The organism is Rhizobium sp. R635, assembly GCF_002211285.1.
Classification (GTDB): Bacteria; Pseudomonadota; Alphaproteobacteria; order Rhizobiales; family Rhizobiaceae; genus Rhizobium.
Genome location: NZ_LOKX01000032.1, coordinates 52,692 through 70,927 on the forward strand (window position 1 = coordinate 52,692; position 18,236 = coordinate 70,927).

An 18,236-nucleotide genomic window follows, 5' to 3' on the forward strand; every position below is an offset into this window, starting at 1 on the left:
ATGAACAAGCAGATTACCAATTTCGCCGATGCCCGCCCGACCGATGCTGTGGACGCCGTCTTCGAGAGCTTTCCGCTGACGATCGCGCAGAAGCGCATCTGGTCGCTGGAGCAGATCGGCAACTACACCGTCTTTCCCGACCAGATCATCGGGCTGCGATTGAGTGCCGCAATCAACGTCGAGACGCTTACCGGCGCCTGCCGCGCGCTCGTGGCTGAGAACCCGTCGCTGGCCACCCGCTTCCGCCGGCTGGCGGGCGGCCGCATCGAGCAGTATCGCGGCGCGTCGAACGCCGTGCCGATCGAAATCCTCGGCAAGGAAGGAGCCGCTCTTTCAGAGGCTGAAGCCTTGGCCGTGCGAAAAGCCTTCCGCGCCAAGCGCTTCGATCTGCTGGAAGGCCCGGGTGCGCGCATCCAGATCATCCGGCTTGCCGACGGGCAATCACTGCTGACGATCGTGCTGCATCCGATCATCTCAGACGACCGGGAAAAATCCGTTCTTGCCGCTTCGCTGGCGCGCATTCTCGACGGCCAATCCGGCGGTGACATGCGCCCGGCGGAAATTTCGGCCGGAACGCGGGAGGAAGAATGGCTGGAGACGGATGCGGCGCGCGAAGCGCTGGCCTATTGGCGCGAGACGATCGGTCTCGACTATGCCGCATCGACTTTTCCCACCCGCTTCAACAGCGGTGGGCTTGCCGGCGTGGCGCGCGCGGAGCATCGGTTTGCAATCGAGCCCGAGTTGTGGGGCAGGCTCGAACGGCATGCGCAGGGCAAGGGATATCAGGTCGAGCGCGTGCTGCACGCCGCCTTCTGCGCGCTGCTGGCGCGCTACAGCGGCAACTATGCTTTGCTGACCGGGCTGCTGGTCGCACGCCCCCGCACGGAACACTTCGCCAGCCGCGGCCGCGCCGAACAGGTGCTTCCCCTCGTCCTGCCGCTCGCCTCCCGGCATTCGCTCGACGATGTCGTCGCGGCGATCTCGTCGGTGACGGAGGAGGGGCTTCGCCGGCTCGTGCCGCTGGAGCGCATCACGCAGGAACTGGTCGTCGATGAAGCGGCCGCCCAGGAAGCCGTGGTCAAGGCGCTGTTCGAATTCCGCGAACCCTATCCGGTGCCGGGAGATGCTGCGAATCTGGAACCATCAGGCGCGCGCGCCGACAGCGAGCTTTCCCTGGTCGTCGAGGCGCGTCTGGAAGGCGGCGCATTCGGGCTGGTCGATTACGCCCAGGATCTTTACGACGGCGCGCTGATCGCCCGCGTCGCCAAGCATTTCCGCCTGGTGCTCGAACAGATCGTCGCGCAGCCGGATCTCCGGATTAGGGATATCGAACTCGTCGGCAGCGACGAGCTCGACTGGTTGTCGGCGCCTTATGAAGATGACGTCGTCAACGACGACAGGCCGGTCCACGAGCTGATATCGGCCCATTCGCGCCGGACGCCTGAGAAGACGGCGATCGTCTATGGCGACGAGGAGTGGAGCCATGGCTGGCTGGAGGCGAGCACCAACCGCCTCGGGCATCGGCTGCGGCAGCTTGGCGTTCGCGCCGAGGTGACGGTCGCGATCTTCATCAAGCGTTCGCCGGAGGCGATCGTCGGCATTCTCGCCACCCTGAAGGCCGGCGGTGCCTATATCCCGGTCGAGCCCGACCATCCGCCGGCGCGCAACCACCACATCCTGCGCGACGGCGGCGTCAAGATCGTCCTGACCCACAGCTGGCTGCGCCATCGGCTGCCGGAAGAGCTCGATGCGATTATCCTCGAACTCGACAAGCTCGATCTCGACGGCGAGCCGGATACGCCGCTCTATGTTCCCACGCATAAGGATCAGCTCGCCTATGTCATGTACACGTCGGGATCGACCGGATTGCCGAAGGGTGTGGCCGTCGAGCATGGTCCGCTGACGCACCATCTGCAGAATACTTCGCGTGTCTACGGCATGAGCTCGGAGTCCCGCGAACTGCCCTTCCTGCCCTTCAGCTCGGACGGCGGCCATGAGCGCTGGATGAACCCGCTCATGGAAGGCGGCAGCATCATTCTTCCCGACCAGCCGCTCTGGACCCCGGAAGAGACGCTGACGGCGATGCGCAAGCACGGCGCCAACAATGCGAGCATTCCGACAACCTATCTGCAGCAGCTGGCGGAATGGGCCGACATTACCGACGGCGCCCCGCCGATGCGGCTTTACTCCTTCGGCGGCGAGGGGCTGGCGCAATCGACCTTCGACCTCCTGTCGCGGGCGCTGAAATCGGAATGGCTTATCAACGGCTACGGTCCCACGGAAACCATCATGACGCCGATGGTCTGGAAGGTGAGGGCCGGCACGAAGTTCCAGGGCGTCTACGCCCCGCTCGGCCGCGCCGTCGGGCTCCGGCGCGTCTATGTGCTCGACCCCGACCTCAATCTGTGCCCGATCGGCGTGACCGGCGAGCTTTATATCGGCGGCGAGGGCATTGCGCGCGGCTATCTCGGCAAGCCGGATACGACGGCGGACCGCTTCATCCCAGATCCGTTCTCGCAAGAGGGCGGCCGGCTTTACCGCTCCGGCGACCTCACGCGCTGGCGCGAAGACGGAACCGTCGAATTCGTCGGCCGCGTCGACCATCAGGTGAAGCTGCGCGGCTACCGCATCGAGCTCGGCGAGATCGAAGCGGCGCTGCTCCAGCAGCCGGGCGTCGGCGAAGCCCTGGTCGTGCTTCGCGACGACGATGCCGGCGAGAAAGCGCTGGTCGCCTATGTCGTTCCGAAGAAGGACGAGAGGCTCGATGTCGAGACTGTTCGATCCGGCCTCGAACGCAGCCTGCCGTCCTACATGGTGCCGGCGGCCGTGGTCGAACTCGAAAAGATGCCGACCAATCCGAACAGCAAGCTCGACCGTTTCGCGCTGCCCGCACCCCAGCCGGTCAAGCGCGCCATCGTCGAGCCGGCGACCGCGCTCGAAGAAGAGGTGCTGGATGTCTGGCGCCAGGTTCTCAAGCTGGAAGCGATCAGCGTCGAGGACAATTTCTTCGCGATCGGCGGCAATTCGCTGGGCGCGATCCGCATCCTGTCGCAGCTGCGGCAGCGCCGGCCGAAGATCCCGCTCACCGTCGCCGATATCTTCAACAACCCGACCATTCGTGCCTTTGCCGGCGTGATGGAACAGGGGGAGGAGCGGGATCTTTCCGAGGTGATCGTGCTGCGCGCCTCCGGCACCAAGCCGCGGCTCTATTGCTTCCCCGGACTTCTCGTCAGCACCCGCGAATATGTGAAGCTCGTCGATTATCTCGGCGCCGATCAGCCGGCGACCGGCTTCATTTGCCATTCGCTGTCCGAGAAGAAGGAAGTCGGCGCGCCTGTCGAAGAGATCATCGAGAGCTATGTCGACTATATCAGGAAGCACAGCGGCGGCGCACCCTGCACTTTCCTCGGCTGGTCCTGGGGCGGACTCCTGGCCTATGAAGCTGCCCGCACGCTTGCCAACGAGGTCGACGTCCGGATGATGGCGATGGTCGACGTCTGCGACCTCGGATCGGAATTTGCGATCGGCGCCAAGCCGAGGTTCCGGCCAGGTGAACGCGACGCGCTTCACCGGGACGTGCAGGCATGGCTGCAAAAGACGGCGATGCGGCCCGAATGGGACCGGCTGCTGTCGACGATGGATGCCGATACCTATGAGCAGTTCCTGCGCTTCGTCGGCGACGAGAAGGACCCGCTTCCCACCGACGGGCCTGATATCAGCAGCCGCGAGCATACGTTCTGGGTGCTGATCGACAATGCCCTGATCTTCCGCAAGCACCGGCTCGTTCCCCATGACGTGCCGATCTATCCCTGGGCAGCCGATGACAGCCTCAACCGCGGCCTCAACCTGATCGATTGGCGCCGCCTGTCGCCGCGCGCGCATGCGGCCGAGATCATCACCGGCACCAACCACCTGCACATGATCGGGTCGCCCGCCTTCCACTCAAGGCTTGCCCTGCGTCTCAAGGAAACAGAGAAGGATAACGCATGACCGTCGCTTTTACCCGCAGGGATGCCCTGAACGAGCCGCTCGATCTTGCCGGCATCGGCATCGGTCCCTCCAATCTGAGCCTTGCCTGCCTGCTGGAATCCGTGCCGGAGGTCCGCAGCCGCTTCTTCGAGCGGCGCGGCGCCTTCGACTGGCATCCCGGTATGATGATGCCCGGCGTCGAGCTGCAGTCGTCCTTCCTGAAGGACCTCGTCACCCCGGTCCTGCCGACCAGCCGCTGGTCCTTCATCTCCTATCTGGTGGCGCATAAGAGGCTTTACGCCTTCCTGAACGCCAATTACGAGGCCGTTCCCCGACAGGAATTCGCGCGTTACCTCGCCTGGGTCGCCAAGGGCGTGGAGGGCTTGCGTTTTTCGAGCGAGATTCGTGACGTCGAACACCGCGACGACCGCTTCGTCCTGCGCTTCGACAACGGTCAGGAAGAAGCGCGCAATCTGGTGATCGGCACCGGGTCTTCGCCCTTCGTGCCCGACTGGGCGAAACCCTTCCTCGGCGCGGATTGCTTCCATAACAGCGAGGCCAAATCGCGCATCGGCGATCTCGGCGCCGCTCGCATCGTCGTGGTCGGCGGCGGCCAGAGCGGCGGCGAGGTGGTGGAAGCGCTGCTTGGCGATCCGGGTTCGATGAAGGAACTGACCTGGATCAGCCGGCGCCATAATTTCGAGCCGATCAACGACACGCCGTTTTCGAACCAGGTCTTTTCTCCGGAATATGTGCAGGCCTACCTGAAGCTCAGCGGCGAGCAGAAGCAGGCGGCGCTGAAGAACTCGATCCTGACCAGCGACGGCCTGTCGATTTCGACGATCCACTCGATCTACCGTCGCCTCTATGCGCTGCGTTATCTCGATCCGGGCACGCTCAACGCATCGCTATCGCCGAACCGCGACGTGATCCAGATGGAGCGGAATGGCAATGCCTATCGGCTGATCGTCCGCAACCATTTCGACGGCGGCATAGAAGTGCTGCATGCCGACGCCGTGGTTCTCGCAACCGGCTACAGGTTCCGATTGCCGGATGCGCTCGGCTCGCTCAGCGAAAGGATCAGTCTCGACAGAAACGGCTATCCCACGCTGAACGACGATTACACCATGCAGTGGACGGGGCCGAGAACCAACCGGCTGTTCGCGCAGAATGCCGGCCGATATTCACACGGCATCGCCGACTCGCAGCTCAGCCTCATGGCCTGGCGCAGCGCCGCCATCGTCAACACGCTTCTCGGCCGGCAGCATTTCGATGCCGAACCCGACAATGCACAACTGGTCTGGGCGACGGAGGCAGCTTCCGCGATACCGCATCAGCTGCGCGCCGGCTATTCGGACGGCATGCTGTCGTCCTGAAACATGCGTGTATGAATGCCGGGGAGCCCGGATCGGGAGCAGACGGCCAGCGCGACGACGTGCTGGCTGCCGCTCTCGATCAGGCGATGAAACCAACGCCGGTCGCGCTCGCCGTCATGGGCCGCAATGGGCAAGCCGTTCTCCCAGGAAAAGGAAACGCTGAGTGGATCTTCGCGCAAGCCCACGCCGAGCGCCTTGAGATGGCTCTCCTTGAGCGCCCAAAGCTGAACGGCGGCGCGTGGCCGTTCCTGCGCGGACAATTCACCGAGCCAGCGTCGTTCGTCGTTGTTGCAATAACTCTCCAAAGCCGCCTCTTCGATCTCGGCATCGGCGCGCTCGCAGTCTATCCCGATGCGCTCGCAGCTCGTAGCGACAGCGACCGTCACCATCCCGTCTGAATTGGACAAACTGAATTGCAGCGCATCGCGACCTTCAAGGCTCAGCCTGCCGTGCTCGTCCGCGACCAATACGACCTCAGCCGGCAGCATCCCGGTATGGGCGCTCAACAGCCGCCGTAAGAGATAGCGGCCGGCCATGAACGAAGCCCGATCCCGGTCGAACTGGTAGGTCGCCGTGCGCTCCCGTTCATCCGGCGAAAGCGACCGCATCCAGCGGTGCAGATCGCGTGCGTTCTGAGGATATTGCCAGAGTGCGACTTCGATGTGCGCAGGGTGGTTTTTCGATTGCTGCATGGCCTCCGGTATATGTCCTATGAACCGATTAGCAAGGATGTCGGTGCTGAAGAACGATCATTCGAACTCGATCACGAAGCTATGCGAAGAGTTCGATGGACCCATGTCGTCCCAACTGTCGACCCGCAATTCTTTCGGATCGCGTTTTCCCAAAGCGTTGGCGTAGTACATACCGAAATCGTCGCCCTGCTTATGTTCGTTTGGCATACCTTGCAGCCACTTCGCGAACGTCATCCCCTCGCCGGTCACCCAGCGCCACCCTTCTCTAGGTTCCCGGGCATTTTCGTTCTGGATCAAGCCGATCCAAGGTCCAAACTTGTAGGTGCCGTTCGAGGATGCTTCATATTCGGAATCGAAGAAGCGCTCGTCCTTGCTGAAGAGCGAAATAATGAAATCATTCTCCTCTTTCGACGTGATCGTGGCTAAATGTCCGCCGCAGTGCCTGGCCGTTGCATTCGCCGATTTCCACGCCGTCGATTGCGCGCGGATCACGGCATACATATGCCCCTGGAACGAACCGTAGACCTTTTCCTGCCATGAATCGCATTCGATGACTTTCAAAACGCGCGGATCAGTCTCCAGGCCGATGAAATCTTTTGGTTGGTACTGCCGCGCTAAAGGCGATGAATAGAGACCATCGGCTGCCCTGAACACGTTGACCCCGAGCGCCTTCGCTGTCGGTTCATTGAAATAACCGGTGTCGGCAATGCCGGCGGATTTCTGGTAGTCGGTTATGGCCTTGCGGGTCTGTGCACCAAAAACGCCATCTGCGTTGCCCGTGCCGAAGCCCCTTGCGGCAAGGGCGAGCTGGATCTCGCTTCTCTTCGTCTTGTCGAGCGTAAGTTCGGTCTCGCGCTGCTCCGGCGTCGGGAAGAGAAGAGAGGCAACAGAATTGGGCTGCATCACCGACAGCATCTGGCGGGCGACGTCGGCCTTTTCGCCGCTGCGGTGTTTTGCGAGAAAGAATGTCCAGATGCGCGGCGTATTGATCCGCAGGGCCTTCTGAAAATCAGCCTCCATTTCGATTGCCTGCAGGTCGATCGCCGGTGCGGCGACCGGCGCCTGTTCCGGCTGCTGCAGGGCCCGCGCGAAATAGAATTCGAGCGATAGCGACGATAGGATCTGCGGCGATTGCTTGCCTTCGGTCGCTGTTCGAACGTCGCGGATCACCCGCTTGAACGCGGTGCCTATTTCGATCCCGGGGCTCGCCAGGTGGTTCACCAGCGCCGCGGTGAAGGGAGAGTTCTCGCCGCGCCCATCGGCTGCGACCTGTCCGGGCGCGGCTGCGAAAGCAACCATGGTGCCCGCGCTCTCCGTTTCGATCGGCGCCAGTCCCCGCGTCGCAAGGCTTCTTGCTGCTCCTTCGATTTCTTCGTTGAGGCGGTTGGCCAGCGGGTTGTTACGACAGGCATCCAGGAAGATGAGCGTGATCTTGGCCTTCGTTTCTATCGCCCGCACCACGTCATCAAGCGCGAGCGCTTCCGCGGCGACGTCGAATTCGTTCGCAAGCCGGGCGTTAGTGGCGACCAGATAGTTCTCGCCGCGAAGCTGCATGCCATGCCCTGCATAGTAAAAGAGAGCCACGTCGTCGGCAGTGATCTTGCGGGAAAAACGCGTGACGGCTTCCGCAAGCCGGCTGCGGTCCGCATCGACGACGATGTCCACGTCAAAACCCTGATTGGAGAGGAAAGCCCCGAACGCCCGTGCATCGCGCGCGGCATTGGGGAGCGTGCCAGCGGTCTCGTATATCGAGTTTCCAATGACGAGCGCCAGACGCCGGCCGCTTTCCGCGCTCGCCGCATCAAAAGATCCGATCATGCTCAGCAAGAACAGAGACAGCCATCTCAGCCACATCAGCATCATGATCACCTCCCCCAAGGTCGTCACGAAATCAAACGGTTGCCATCACCTTAAAAATTCGCCTCTCCAGTCACCCGGAAAGGTCAACTCGCATGAATACTCCCCGATATATTTTAGCATTACTTTGATGGCGAGCAAGGAGCCCATCCCCGTCGCCGGGTTGCGGCGCGCAGCTGTTTCGGCGGCTTAAGTACAATGCCCCAGGCGACGAGATGTCGATTTGTATTCTGTAAAATATTCAGTGAGACAGTTGCCGACCGCCACCAGCCCGTCGGCATTGGAAAGGCTGAACTGCAGCCTGCCGCGACCCTCGAACTTCAGCTTGCCGTACGCCTCGCCAGCAAAATGACCTTGTCAGCCTGCGTTTCGGGATACGCGCATCAGCAGATGCCGGCCGGCCATGAACGAGGTCCGATCGCGTTCGAACCGGTAGGCCGCGGCGCGCTCCAGCTCATGCGATGAAAGCGACTGCCTCCAGCGCTTCGCGGCACCTTCGTTCCGCGGATATTGCCAAAGCACGACATCGATGGCGGCCGGTTGATTGTCTGATTGCTGCATGAGGCCAGTATGCGTACCGCTGCCCGATTGGCAATCAGGCAGCGGTTTAGGTCGGGCTCTATTCCGCGGCCTCGATGAAGCGATGGCGCTCATAGAGGAACTTCAGCACGGCCTCCCGGCATTTGAGATACGTCCGGTCGGAGGCGAGTTCGATGCGATTGCGGGGGCGGGCTATCGTGACGTCGAGCACTTCGCCGATGCGGGCCGCCGGGCCGTTGGTCATCATCACGATACGGTCTGACAGCAGCACCGCTTCGTCGACATCATGGGTGATCATGACCATCGTGTTGCCGAGGCGGGCGTGGATTTCCATCACCGCGTCCTGAAGATGGGCGCGGGTCAGTGCGTCGAGGGCGCCGAATGGCTCGTCGAGCAGCAGGATCTTCGGCTCCATCGAAAGCGCGCGCGCAATGCCGACGCGCTGTTTCATGCCGCCGGAGATTTCCGAAGGCCGCTTATCCCTCGCATGCGCCATCTGCACGAGATCGAGATTGGCCATGACCCATTCATGCCGCTCGGCTTTTGTCTTCGTCCTGCCGAAGACCTTGGAGACGGCAAGATTGACGTTCTCGTAGACCGTCAGCCAGGGCAGGAGCGAGTGGTTCTGGAAGACGACGGCGCGTTCCGGGCCCGGCTCGTTGACCTCGCGGTTTTCAAGGAGCACGGCGCCTGACGAAACCGGGGTGAGGCCGGCAATGAGATTGAGAAGGGTGGACTTGCCGCAGCCCGAATGGCCGATGATCGAGACGAATTCTCCCTCCGATATCGTCAGGTTGATGTCTTTCAGGATCTCGGCGCGCACGCCGCCGCGATCGAAATGCTTGTCGATGCGATCGAGCTTCAGATAGGCGTTCATGGATATGTTCCTCAGTTGGCCGTGGCGCCGCGGGTGATGAGTTTGCCGAGGGCGGCCACCAGCTTGTCGAGCGCGAAGCCGACGACGCCGATATAGGCGAGCGCGACGATGATGTCGGGAAGGCGCGACGAGTTCCAGGCGTCCCAGATGAAGAAGCCGATGCCGACGCCGCCGGTCAGCATTTCGGCCGCAACGATAGCGAGCCAGGAAAGGCCGACGCCGATCCTGAGGCCGGTGAAGATGTAAGGCGCTGCCGAAGGCAGCATGATCTTCCAGAAAAATTCGAACTGGTTGAGGCGCAGCACCTCGGCGACGTTGCGGTAGTCCTGCGGAATGTTGCGGACGCCGACGGCGGTGTTGATGATGACGGGCCAGATCGAGGTGATGAAGATGACGAAGATCGCCGAAGGGTTGGAATTCTGGAAGGCTGCGAGCGACAACGGCAGCCAGGCGAGCGGCGGGACCGTGCGCAGCACCTGGAAGATCGGATCGAGGCCGCGCATCGCCCAGACCGACTGGCCGATGATCGCGCCGATGCCGACGCCGGCGACCCCGGCGAGCCCGAAGCCATAAGCGACGCGCTGCAGCGAAACGAGCACGCGCCAGCCGAGCCCGATATCCTGGGAGCCGTAATTGAAGAAGGGATAGGCGATCAGGTCATAGCTGTCCTGCCAGACCTGATGCGGCGAGGGCAGGGACGCATCCGTGGAGGAACACAGCACCTGCCAGACGAGCAGGAGGAGTGCCAGCACGACGGTTGGCGGAACCACATTGCGAAGTGCGGCCAGGCCCGCACGGCGAAAGTCGATCCGTGGTCCATGCCCGCCGGAAAACGGCAGGACCTTTGCCGCCCGCTTGACGGAGACGGCCGTGGAGGGATTTTGTTTATTTGCCAGGGCGGACATCGACGCGCTCCTCACGTGAAAAGGGGCCGGCGCGCTGATGGCGCGCCGGGGTGGGTCAGGAGACGGCCTTGATCGACAGGCTTTCGAGATAGGCCGCGGGATTTTCAGGGTCGAAGACCTTGCCGTCGAAGAAGGTTTCCTTGCCGCGGGAAGACGATGCCGGAATGTCGGCGGCAGCGACGCCGAGGTCTTTGGCCGCTTCGCGCCAGACGTCTTCGCGGTTCACCTGGTCGACCAGTGCCTTGACATCCGTCGTCGCCGGCAGATTTCCCCAGCGGATGTTTTCCGTCATGAACCAGGAATCGTGGCTCTTGAACGGATAGGAGGCGCCGTCCTTCCAGAACTTCATGTAGAGGTCGGTGGCCTTGGCCTCGCGGCCGTTGCCATAATTGATGTCGCCCTTGAGGCGGCCGAGCACATCCTTGGTCGGCACGTTGAACCACTGGCGCTTGCCGAGAATGTCGGCCATCTCCGCCTTGTTGTCCATGCTCTCGCACCACTGCTGGGCTTCCATGACGGCCATCAGCAGGGCCTTGGCGGCATTGGGATTCTTTTCGATCCACTCGGCGCGCAGCCCCAGCGCCTTTTCGGGATGGCCCTTCCAGAGTTCGCCGGTGGTGGCTGCGGTAAAGCCGATGCCCTGGTTGACCAGTTGCTCGTTCCACGGTTCGCCCACACAGAAAACGTCCATGTTGCCGACCTTCATGTTGGCCACCATCTGCGGCGGCGGCACGACGATGGTCGAAACGTCCTTGTTCGGGTCGATGCCGCCGGCGGCAAGCCAGTAGCGGATCCAGAGATCGTGGGTGCCGCCCGGGAAGGTCATGGCGGCCTTGATCTCCTTGCCTTCGGCCTTCTTCTTCTCGAAGGCCGCCTTCAGCTTGGAGGCATCGAGCTGCACGCCGGTTTCGGCATATTCCTTGGCAACCGAAATGCCCTGGCTGTCGAGATTGAGCCGGGCCAGGATCGCCATCGGCACCGGCTTGTTGTTCTGCGTCACTTTGCCGGTGTGCATGAGATAGGGAAGCGGCGAGAGGATATGGGCGCCGTCGATGCCGTTGGCCGCACCGCCGAGCACCAGATTGTCGCGCGTCGCACCCCAGGATGCCTGTTTGGCGACGTCCGTTTCCGGCAGGCCATGCTTGTCGAAAAGGCCCTTCTCCTTGGCGATGATCAGCGGTGCGGAATCCGTCAGGGCGATGAAGCCCAGCTTGACGCCTTTCACTTCAGGGCCGGGCCCGGCTGCAAAGGCGCCGGACGGGAAGGCAGTCTTGACGGCGCCGATGAGGGCTGCCGCCGCAGTCGTCTTGAGCATGCTGCGCCGGGTGATGCCGGCTGTCGAAATTCCAGTCGTCGAAAGCTTTTTCATCTGCAGGTTCCCCTCTGCTTGGTGAATTCGGACGCAAAAAAACGCCGCCGGACATTGCTTGCGCGGGATGGGAGAGTCCCGACAGCAAAGGCCTTGCGACGCCATTGTCTGGTGCAGGCGCTTATGCCGCGCCTATCTGCCCCGGTCGCCGTTGACAGGGGCGTCTAGGTATAGGCAACCGGCGTGCCAATTTTAGAGATCGTCGCTAAATGTTGGAAAAAAAACAAAAAATCACCGTTTTTGGCTCGTGCTTATTTATTAAGCATCGTGAAGAAATGATAATAATTTGTGCTTTTTGCGGCCGAGGTTTTTTGCAGGAGCGCGGTATTTGTGCAGTGCACACGGGGGTGGCCAGCCGTGGTCACGGTATCGCGGCGCATGCCGCCCCAGCTCCGTGAGAGGCCGATTAGCACTCTATCAAATATTCGATGAGACATTTGGGCGAACGAAACAGTGAGATAGCCTTGAAGACGAAACGGTCCAGAACAAATGTCGAGCTCGAGAACCTGCTTCGCCAGCTTGGGCTGGCGCTGGAGGCGTCCGGTATCGGCATCTGGCAGCACAACATCGCGAAAAACCAGACGCGGTGGGATGAGCAGCTGAAGGCGATCTATGGCGTTCCCAAGGCTCCGCTCGATGTCATCTGGCTCGAAAGCGTCCATCCCGACGATCTCGCGCCGACCAATGAAATATTTCTGCGGGCGATCGAGACCAAATCGGACTATGCCTCCGAGTTCCGCATCACTCGGCCGGACGGGGCGATCCGCTATTTGCGCTCGCGCGCCCGCTATTTCGTCGATGCGGCCGGCGACCCTTGCTTCGTCGGCGCCGAATGGGACGTCACCGACGACGTGCTTCTCAACAAGGAGCTCGAAAGAAGCCGGGAGGAGGCGCGGCTCGCAGCCGATCACGACCATCTGACGGGACTCCTGAACCGGCGCAGCTTCGATTTTGCGCTCTCCGAATTTGCACGGAAGGAGAGCGTCAACGTCACGCTCTTCCACATCGACGTGGATCACTTCAAGGAAATCAACGATCGTTTCGGCCATGCGGTCGGCGACTTCGTTCTCTGCCATGTCAGCAAGATCCTCTTGAAAGCCATTTCTGCCGGAGGTGTTGCCGCGCGCCTTGGCGGGGATGAATTCGCGATCCTCATCCCGGAGGATGAGAGCGCCCGGATTAGTGCGGTGCTCGATCATATCCAAGAGAGTTTGGGGAGCCCGATCCCGGTCGGCGATCAGACACTGATCGTCAGATGCTCGATCGGTGTTGCCAGTGCCGCAAGCGCTGATTTCGCCAAGCTGCTCTCGCATTCCGATCTGGCGCTGTATCATGCCAAACGGAACGGCCGGAATCGTGCCGAAGTCTTTTGCGACGAGATGGCTTCGGCGCTCGCCAACGAAAGGCAGCTCGTCCAGGATCTTCGTTCGGGGCTGGCGCTCGGCCAGATCCGCCCGTTCTACCAGGTGCAGGTCGATGCGAAGACATTCCGGATAAACGGTGTCGAGGCTCTGGCGCGCTGGCATCATCCGACAAGGGGAATACTGGCGCCAGCGCATTTCCTGTCGCTCGCCTCGTCGAACGGATTGGTCGCCGAGCTCGACGATGTCATCCTGAAAGCCGTTCTGTCGGATATGGAATCCTGGGCGTCCTTGCTGGCGGGGATCCGGGTGTCCGTGAACCTTTCCGCCGACCGTCTCGACGATCCCGAATGGATATCGAAGCTCGCCTCCTTCGACATTCCGCCCGGCCGGCTGAGCTTCGAGCTGATCGAAACGATATTCCTGGACAGCCTGAGCGATCAGGTGCGCGAGAATATCCAGACGATCAAGTCCTTCGGCATCGACATCGAAATCGACGATCTCGGCTCGGGCCACGCCTCCCTGCTGGGCCTGCTCGAGCTGCGGCCGGATCGCGTCAAGATCGATCGTCAGCTCGTGATGCCGATCCTGCAATCGGTGCCGAGCCGCCGGTTGGTGAGCTCGCTGGTCGACATCGCGCGGGCGCTTGATATGGAAGTCATCGCGGAAGGGGTGGAGACGCTCGACCATGCCAGGGTGCTTGCCGATCTCGGCGTCCACACTCTTCAAGGCTATGCGTTCGGGCGGCCGCAGTCCTATGCCGATCTGACGGCGCGATTGGAGCGGGAGGCGCTGGAATTCCAGCAGGCCGGCGCCATCTCGGCGTGCTGATCAGGCGGGCCGCTTCGATGCCTATTGGCGGCAGTTCCGCATGGACAGCATGCGCGATCTCCAGTTTCTCGCCCATCATCTCCATGACAGGGCGATGGTCTTGTCAGGCATGAGAAAGACTGCGGATTTTCCGCAATTGTCGCGCCGCGAACTGCAATGCCTTGGTATGACGGCGAACGGCCTTCTGGCAAAGCAGATCGGCGCCCGCCTGTCGATTTCGATGAGCGCGGTGCAGCTCTATCTCGCTTCGGCGCGCCGGAAGCTGACGGTCGCCACGACGAGCGAAGCGATCGCAAGGGCCACCGCGCTTGAGTTGATATAAGCTTGTTCAGCGCCTACCTTTCGTCCGCGTCGCCAGGACGTTGCGGATTGAGAAGCTGGAGTGGATCCTCAGCACGCCCGGCAAGGCCGACAGGATCTCCTTGTGAATCCGCTCGAATTCGCCGGCATTGGCGACCTCGACGCGCAGCAGGTAATCGGAGCCGCCCGTCATCAGAAAACATTCCCGGATTTCTGGATGCCGGCGGACCGCCGCTTCGAAGCGGTCGAGATAATCTTCCGTCTGCCGTTCGAGGGTGATGTTGATGATCACGGCGATCATCGCATCCGCATTGCTCGTATCGAGAAGGGCCGTATAGCCGCGGATTACGCCCGTCTTTTCCATGATCTTGATGCGCCTGAGGCAGGCCGACGGCGAGAGGCCGACCTCGGCCGCGAGCTTCGCATTGCTCATGCGGGCGTCGAGGCGCAGGAGCCTCAGGATGTTGCGGTCTGTCGCGTCGAGAGCGGCCATGATCGATTATTCCGAATTTTCATCGATTATGCGCATAATCTGCAAACTGCGCAATAATCAATGACAAAATGGCAGGCAATGTCGCTCATTATTTCATACACTCTTGAAAGAATTGAGAGGGGCGGACATGGACGGCGATATTCTGGTTTCCCACGCGCACACTGCCACGATCACACAGGGAGCCACGGGCTATCTCAAGATCGACCTCGCCGCCCTCGGCCGCAACTATCGCAAGCTTCTGTCGATGCTGGCGCCGGTGCGCGCGGGAGCCGTCGTCAAGGCCGATGCCTATGGCCTTGGCGCGGAGCGCGTCGCCAAAACGCTTTACGGTCAAGGCTGCCGGCATTTCTTCGTCGCTCAGTTCGTCGAGGCGGTCCGGCTCCGGCCGGCGCTTGCGCAGGACGCCCAGATTTTCGTGCTGAACGGCTTGCAGCCGGGCAATGAAATCGCCTGCGCCGAGATGGGCGTCGTCCCGGTTCTGAATTCGCTCGCCCAGTGGAAGCAATGGCAGGCGGCGGCGCGCGCGCTGAAGCGCTGCCTGCCTGCCGTCCTGCAATTCGATACCGGCATGTCGCGGCTCGGCTTTCCCCCGGAGGAAAGGGCCGAACTTGGGGCTGCGCTTCGCGACGGCGGCAATGTCGAGATGCTGTTCATCATGAGCCATCTGGCTTCTGCCGATGATGTGGATGGCGAGCAGAACGGCGAGCAGCTGGCGGAGATGGCCGGCATCGCCGAGGAGTTTCCGGGCTTCGATATTTCCTTTGCCAATTCCGGCGGCGTTTTCCTGGGCGACTCCTATCATGGCGTGCTCGCCCGCCCCGGCATCGCCCTTTACGGCGGCGCGCCGAATGCGGGCACTGTGAATCCGATGGAGCCGGTTGTGAGCCTCGACGTCGCCGTCGTTCAGACGCGCACCGTGCCATCGGGCACGAAGATCGGTTATGGCGGCGCGCATGTCACGCAAGGGGAAATGCGCCTTGCTACCATCGCTGCCGGTTATGCCGACGGCCTGCCGCGAAGCCTCGGCGACCGCGGCGCCGTCTTTTACCAGGGCATCCGCCTGCCGATCGTCGGGCGCGTGTCGATGGACAGCACCACCATCGACATATCGGCCCTGCCGGAAGGCACGCTGACGCTCGGCAGCCTTGTCGAAGTGCTCGGCCCGCATCAGACGCTCGAGGACATCGCGCGCGATGCCGGCACCATATCTTACGAAATCCTAACCGGTCTCGGCGATCGTTATCACAGGCAATATCGCTGAGCCCGCGGCTCCATCATTGGGAAGATCATGAAAGTCATCGTTCTGGGCGCCGGCATCCTCGGCGTCACCTCCGCTTATCAACTCGCCAAAGCAGGCCATGAGGTCACGGTCGTCGACCGTCAGCCCGGCCCGGCGCTGGAAACGAGCTTTGCCAATGCCGGCGAAGTCTCCTTCGGCTATTGCTCGCCCTGGGCGGCCCCCGGCATTCCCGCGAAGGCCATGAAGTGGCTGTTCATGAAACATGCGCCGCTCATCCTGCGCCCGAAATTCGATGTGGCCATGCTTTCCTGGATGACGAGGATGCTGTCGAACTGCACCTCCGAGCGCTATGCGATCAACAAGAGCCGCATGCTGCGCCTTGCCGACTACAGCCGCATTGCGCTCGCCGAGCTGCGCGCCGAAACCGGCATCGCCTATGACGAACGCATGCAGGGAACGCTGCAGCTGTTCCGCACGCAGCAGCAGCTCGATGCCTCGGCAAAGGACGTCAAGGCGCTCGCCGCCGACGGCATTCCCTACGAGGTCTTGGATCGGGATGGCTGCATTCGCGTCGAACCGGCGCTGAAGCACGTGCGCGAGAAGATCGTCGGCGGCCTGCTGACGCCGAAGGACGAGACAGGCGACTGCTTCAAGTTCACCAATGCTCTCGCTGCAAAGGCCGAAGCGCTCGGTGTCCGCTTCGCCTACGGCACGACGATCAAGGCGCTTGACGTCGAGGCCGGCCGCGTGCGCGGGGTGGTCACCGCTCGCGATGGCGATCGCGACCGCGAGCGCATCAGCGCGGATGCGGTGGTGGTCGCGCTCGGCAGCTATTCGCCGCTGCTGCTGAAGCCGCTCGGCATCAGCCTGCCGGTCTATCCGGTCAAGGGCTATTCGCTGACCATCCCGATCACCGATGCGTCGCGCGCGCCGGAATCGACCGTCATGGACGAGACCTACAAGATCGCGATCACCCGGCTCGGCGATCGAATCCGTGTCGGCGGCATGGCCGAAATTTCAGGCTATACCAACGATCTCGGCCTGGCGCGCCGCAGCACGCTGGAGCATTCCGTCACCGATCTCTTCCCCGGCGGCGATGTTTCCAAGGCTTCCTTCTGGTCGGGCCTGCGCCCGATGACGCCGGATGGTACGCCGGTCATCGGCCCGACGAAGATCATCGGCCTTTTCCTCAATACGGGCCACGGCACGCTCGGCTGGACCATGAGCACCGGTTCGGCACGGCTGATCGGCGATCTCGTCAGCGGCCGCGCGCCTGAAATCGACGCCAAGGACCTTGCCGTCAGCCGATACGGCTGAGCATCCGCAACATAAAAAGAAATTTGTATTACTATTTAAATCGGCTATCCCTAGCCTAGATCGTCTTGCGAGGGCATGCATGTCCGTTCATTCCGATAGGAGTTCCGTCGGCAGTTCCATCCGGCAGCCGGCTCTGCAGAGCATGGTGCTTCGGGAAACCGCGCGGAGCGGAACGGACCTGGACGAGCTCTCGGAAGCATTGTCGACGCCGAAGGCCGCGATCAAGATGACGGCGGAACGCAATACGTCAATTGTATATAACTGCAATTTCATCTCGGTGGACGATGTCAGCGTCGCCGATTGCTCCTATGAAGGCACGATCGTCGGCAAGCGGGACGGGGTCGTCGACAGGATGGCTATATTCCTGCCGACGACGGGCAACATGTCCTTCGGCGGAAGACGGGAGCCGATATATTCGGTGCCCGGTCGAGGTGTGATCCTGGAGCCGGGCGATGCAAGGGGCACCAGCATTTCCGGTCCCCGCCGTCACCTCTGCATGTTCATCGATCAGGCGAGGATCACCAGGCGCCTCACGCATATGTTCGAGCGGACGATCGGCGGCGACCTCGATATTCATCCCGATATCGATCTTACAGCAGGTGCGGGGCTGGTATTGCAGCAGATCGTCGCGAACCTTCATGGCGGTCTTTCCGGAAACGGGCCGCTGCAGCGGTCGCCGCTGGCTGTCAACTCGCTCTGCGACGCGGCGATCTACCTGCTTTTGGAAGCCTGTCCCAACCGCTATTCGAACGAGCTGGAGCAGACGGCTCCGGCGCCGGCCCCGCGTCATGTGAAATGGGCGATCGACTACATGCAGGAACACATCGCCGAGCCGATTACGCTCGACGAGATCGCGTCGGCAGCCAAGGTGAGCATCCGGACCTTGCAACAGGGCTTCCGGCAGTTCAGGAACACGACGCCGATGTCCTATCTGCATGAAATCCGCATGCTGGCCGCCCACCGCGACCTATTGGAAACAGACGGAAGACAGGCCATCGCCGACATCGCCCTCCGATGGGGCTTCAGCCATCTCGGACGATTTGCAGCCGACTACCGGAAACGCTTCGGCCAATTGCCGTCGCAAGCCAGGAAGCGGTAGAAGCCGCTGA

Annotated in this window: 13 protein-coding genes; 7 read left to right on the plus strand and 6 right to left on the minus strand. The window is 62.0% G+C overall.

Annotated features, from left to right (window positions below; translation table 11 throughout):
- Together ATY78_RS19840 and ATY78_RS19845 are read left to right on the plus strand one after the other, a co-directional pair.
- Positions 1 to 3,990 carry a non-ribosomal peptide synthetase gene (locus ATY78_RS19840; protein WP_088684019.1) on the plus strand — a complete coding sequence of 1,330 codons (3,990 nt, stop codon included), beginning with the start codon at positions 1 to 3 and terminating at the stop codon, positions 3,988 to 3,990.
- The gene (locus tag ATY78_RS19845; RefSeq protein ID WP_088684020.1) at positions 3,987 to 5,345 is read left to right on the plus strand and encodes a SidA/IucD/PvdA family monooxygenase; all 1,359 of its coding nucleotides are present in this window, start codon (positions 3,987 to 3,989) and stop codon (positions 5,343 to 5,345) included. Before ATY78_RS19840 ends, ATY78_RS19845 begins: the two co-directional genes overlap by 4 nt.
- Here ATY78_RS19845 and ATY78_RS19850 read toward each other — a convergent pair.
- The 5 genes from ATY78_RS19850 to ATY78_RS19875 all read right to left on the minus strand — a co-directional run bounded on the left by ATY78_RS19850 (position 5,318) and on the right by ATY78_RS19875 (position 11,585).
- A complete protein-coding gene (locus ATY78_RS19850; protein WP_088684021.1) occupies positions 5,318 to 6,037 on the minus strand; it encodes a 4'-phosphopantetheinyl transferase superfamily protein in 720 nt (239 codons plus the stop codon). The genes ATY78_RS19845 and ATY78_RS19850 overlap by 28 nt on opposite strands.
- Positions 6,038 to 6,094: 57 nt before the next feature.
- The gene (locus tag ATY78_RS19855) at positions 6,095 to 7,900 is read right to left on the minus strand and encodes a caspase family protein (RefSeq protein WP_088684022.1); all 1,806 of its coding nucleotides are present in this window, start codon (positions 7,898 to 7,900) and stop codon (positions 6,095 to 6,097) included.
- Between the two features lie 613 nt (positions 7,901 to 8,513).
- Entirely contained in the window at positions 8,514 to 9,311 is a 798-nt protein-coding gene (locus ATY78_RS19865) for an ABC transporter ATP-binding protein (RefSeq protein WP_088684023.1), read from the minus strand.
- 11 nt (positions 9,312 to 9,322) lie between these two features.
- The gene (gene ntrB, locus ATY78_RS19870) at positions 9,323 to 10,216 is read right to left on the minus strand and encodes a nitrate ABC transporter permease (protein ID WP_088684024.1); all 894 of its coding nucleotides are present in this window, start codon (positions 10,214 to 10,216) and stop codon (positions 9,323 to 9,325) included.
- A gap of 55 nt (positions 10,217 to 10,271) precedes the next feature.
- Positions 10,272 to 11,585 (minus strand): CmpA/NrtA family ABC transporter substrate-binding protein, encoded by a 1,314-nt coding sequence (locus tag ATY78_RS19875; protein WP_088684025.1) that lies wholly within the window; start codon positions 11,583 to 11,585, stop codon positions 10,272 to 10,274.
- Between the two features lie 464 nt (positions 11,586 to 12,049).
- Between ATY78_RS19875 and ATY78_RS19880 the strand changes: the two genes are divergently transcribed.
- Positions 12,050 to 13,777 carry an EAL domain-containing protein gene (locus tag ATY78_RS19880; RefSeq protein WP_245313602.1) on the plus strand — a complete coding sequence of 576 codons (1,728 nt, stop codon included), beginning with the start codon at positions 12,050 to 12,052 and terminating at the stop codon, positions 13,775 to 13,777.
- 40 nt (positions 13,778 to 13,817) lie between these two features.
- Entirely contained in the window at positions 13,818 to 14,099 is a 282-nt protein-coding gene (locus ATY78_RS19885; RefSeq protein ID WP_088684027.1) for a helix-turn-helix domain-containing protein, read from the plus strand.
- A gap of 6 nt (positions 14,100 to 14,105) precedes the next feature.
- On the opposite strand, the gene ATY78_RS19890 is transcribed toward ATY78_RS19885, so the two are convergent.
- Positions 14,106 to 14,570 carry an Lrp/AsnC family transcriptional regulator gene (locus ATY78_RS19890; RefSeq protein WP_088684028.1) on the minus strand — a complete coding sequence of 155 codons (465 nt, stop codon included), beginning with the start codon at positions 14,568 to 14,570 and terminating at the stop codon, positions 14,106 to 14,108.
- 127 nt (positions 14,571 to 14,697) lie between these two features.
- On the opposite strand from ATY78_RS19890, the gene alr reads away from it, so the two are divergent.
- The 3 genes from alr to ATY78_RS19905 all read left to right on the plus strand — a co-directional run bounded on the left by alr (position 14,698) and on the right by ATY78_RS19905 (position 18,226).
- On the plus strand, positions 14,698 to 15,831 hold the full coding sequence (alr, locus tag ATY78_RS19895; protein WP_088684029.1) for an alanine racemase: 1,134 nt from the start codon (positions 14,698 to 14,700) through the stop codon (positions 15,829 to 15,831).
- A gap of 27 nt (positions 15,832 to 15,858) precedes the next feature.
- Positions 15,859 to 17,127, plus strand: a complete 1,269-nt coding sequence (locus ATY78_RS19900) for a D-amino acid dehydrogenase (RefSeq protein WP_088684030.1) — start codon at positions 15,859 to 15,861, stop codon at positions 17,125 to 17,127.
- 79 nt (positions 17,128 to 17,206) lie between these two features.
- Positions 17,207 to 18,226 (plus strand): AraC family transcriptional regulator, encoded by a 1,020-nt coding sequence (locus ATY78_RS19905; protein WP_088684031.1) that lies wholly within the window; start codon positions 17,207 to 17,209, stop codon positions 18,224 to 18,226.
- Positions 18,227 to 18,236: the final 10 nt, after the last annotated feature.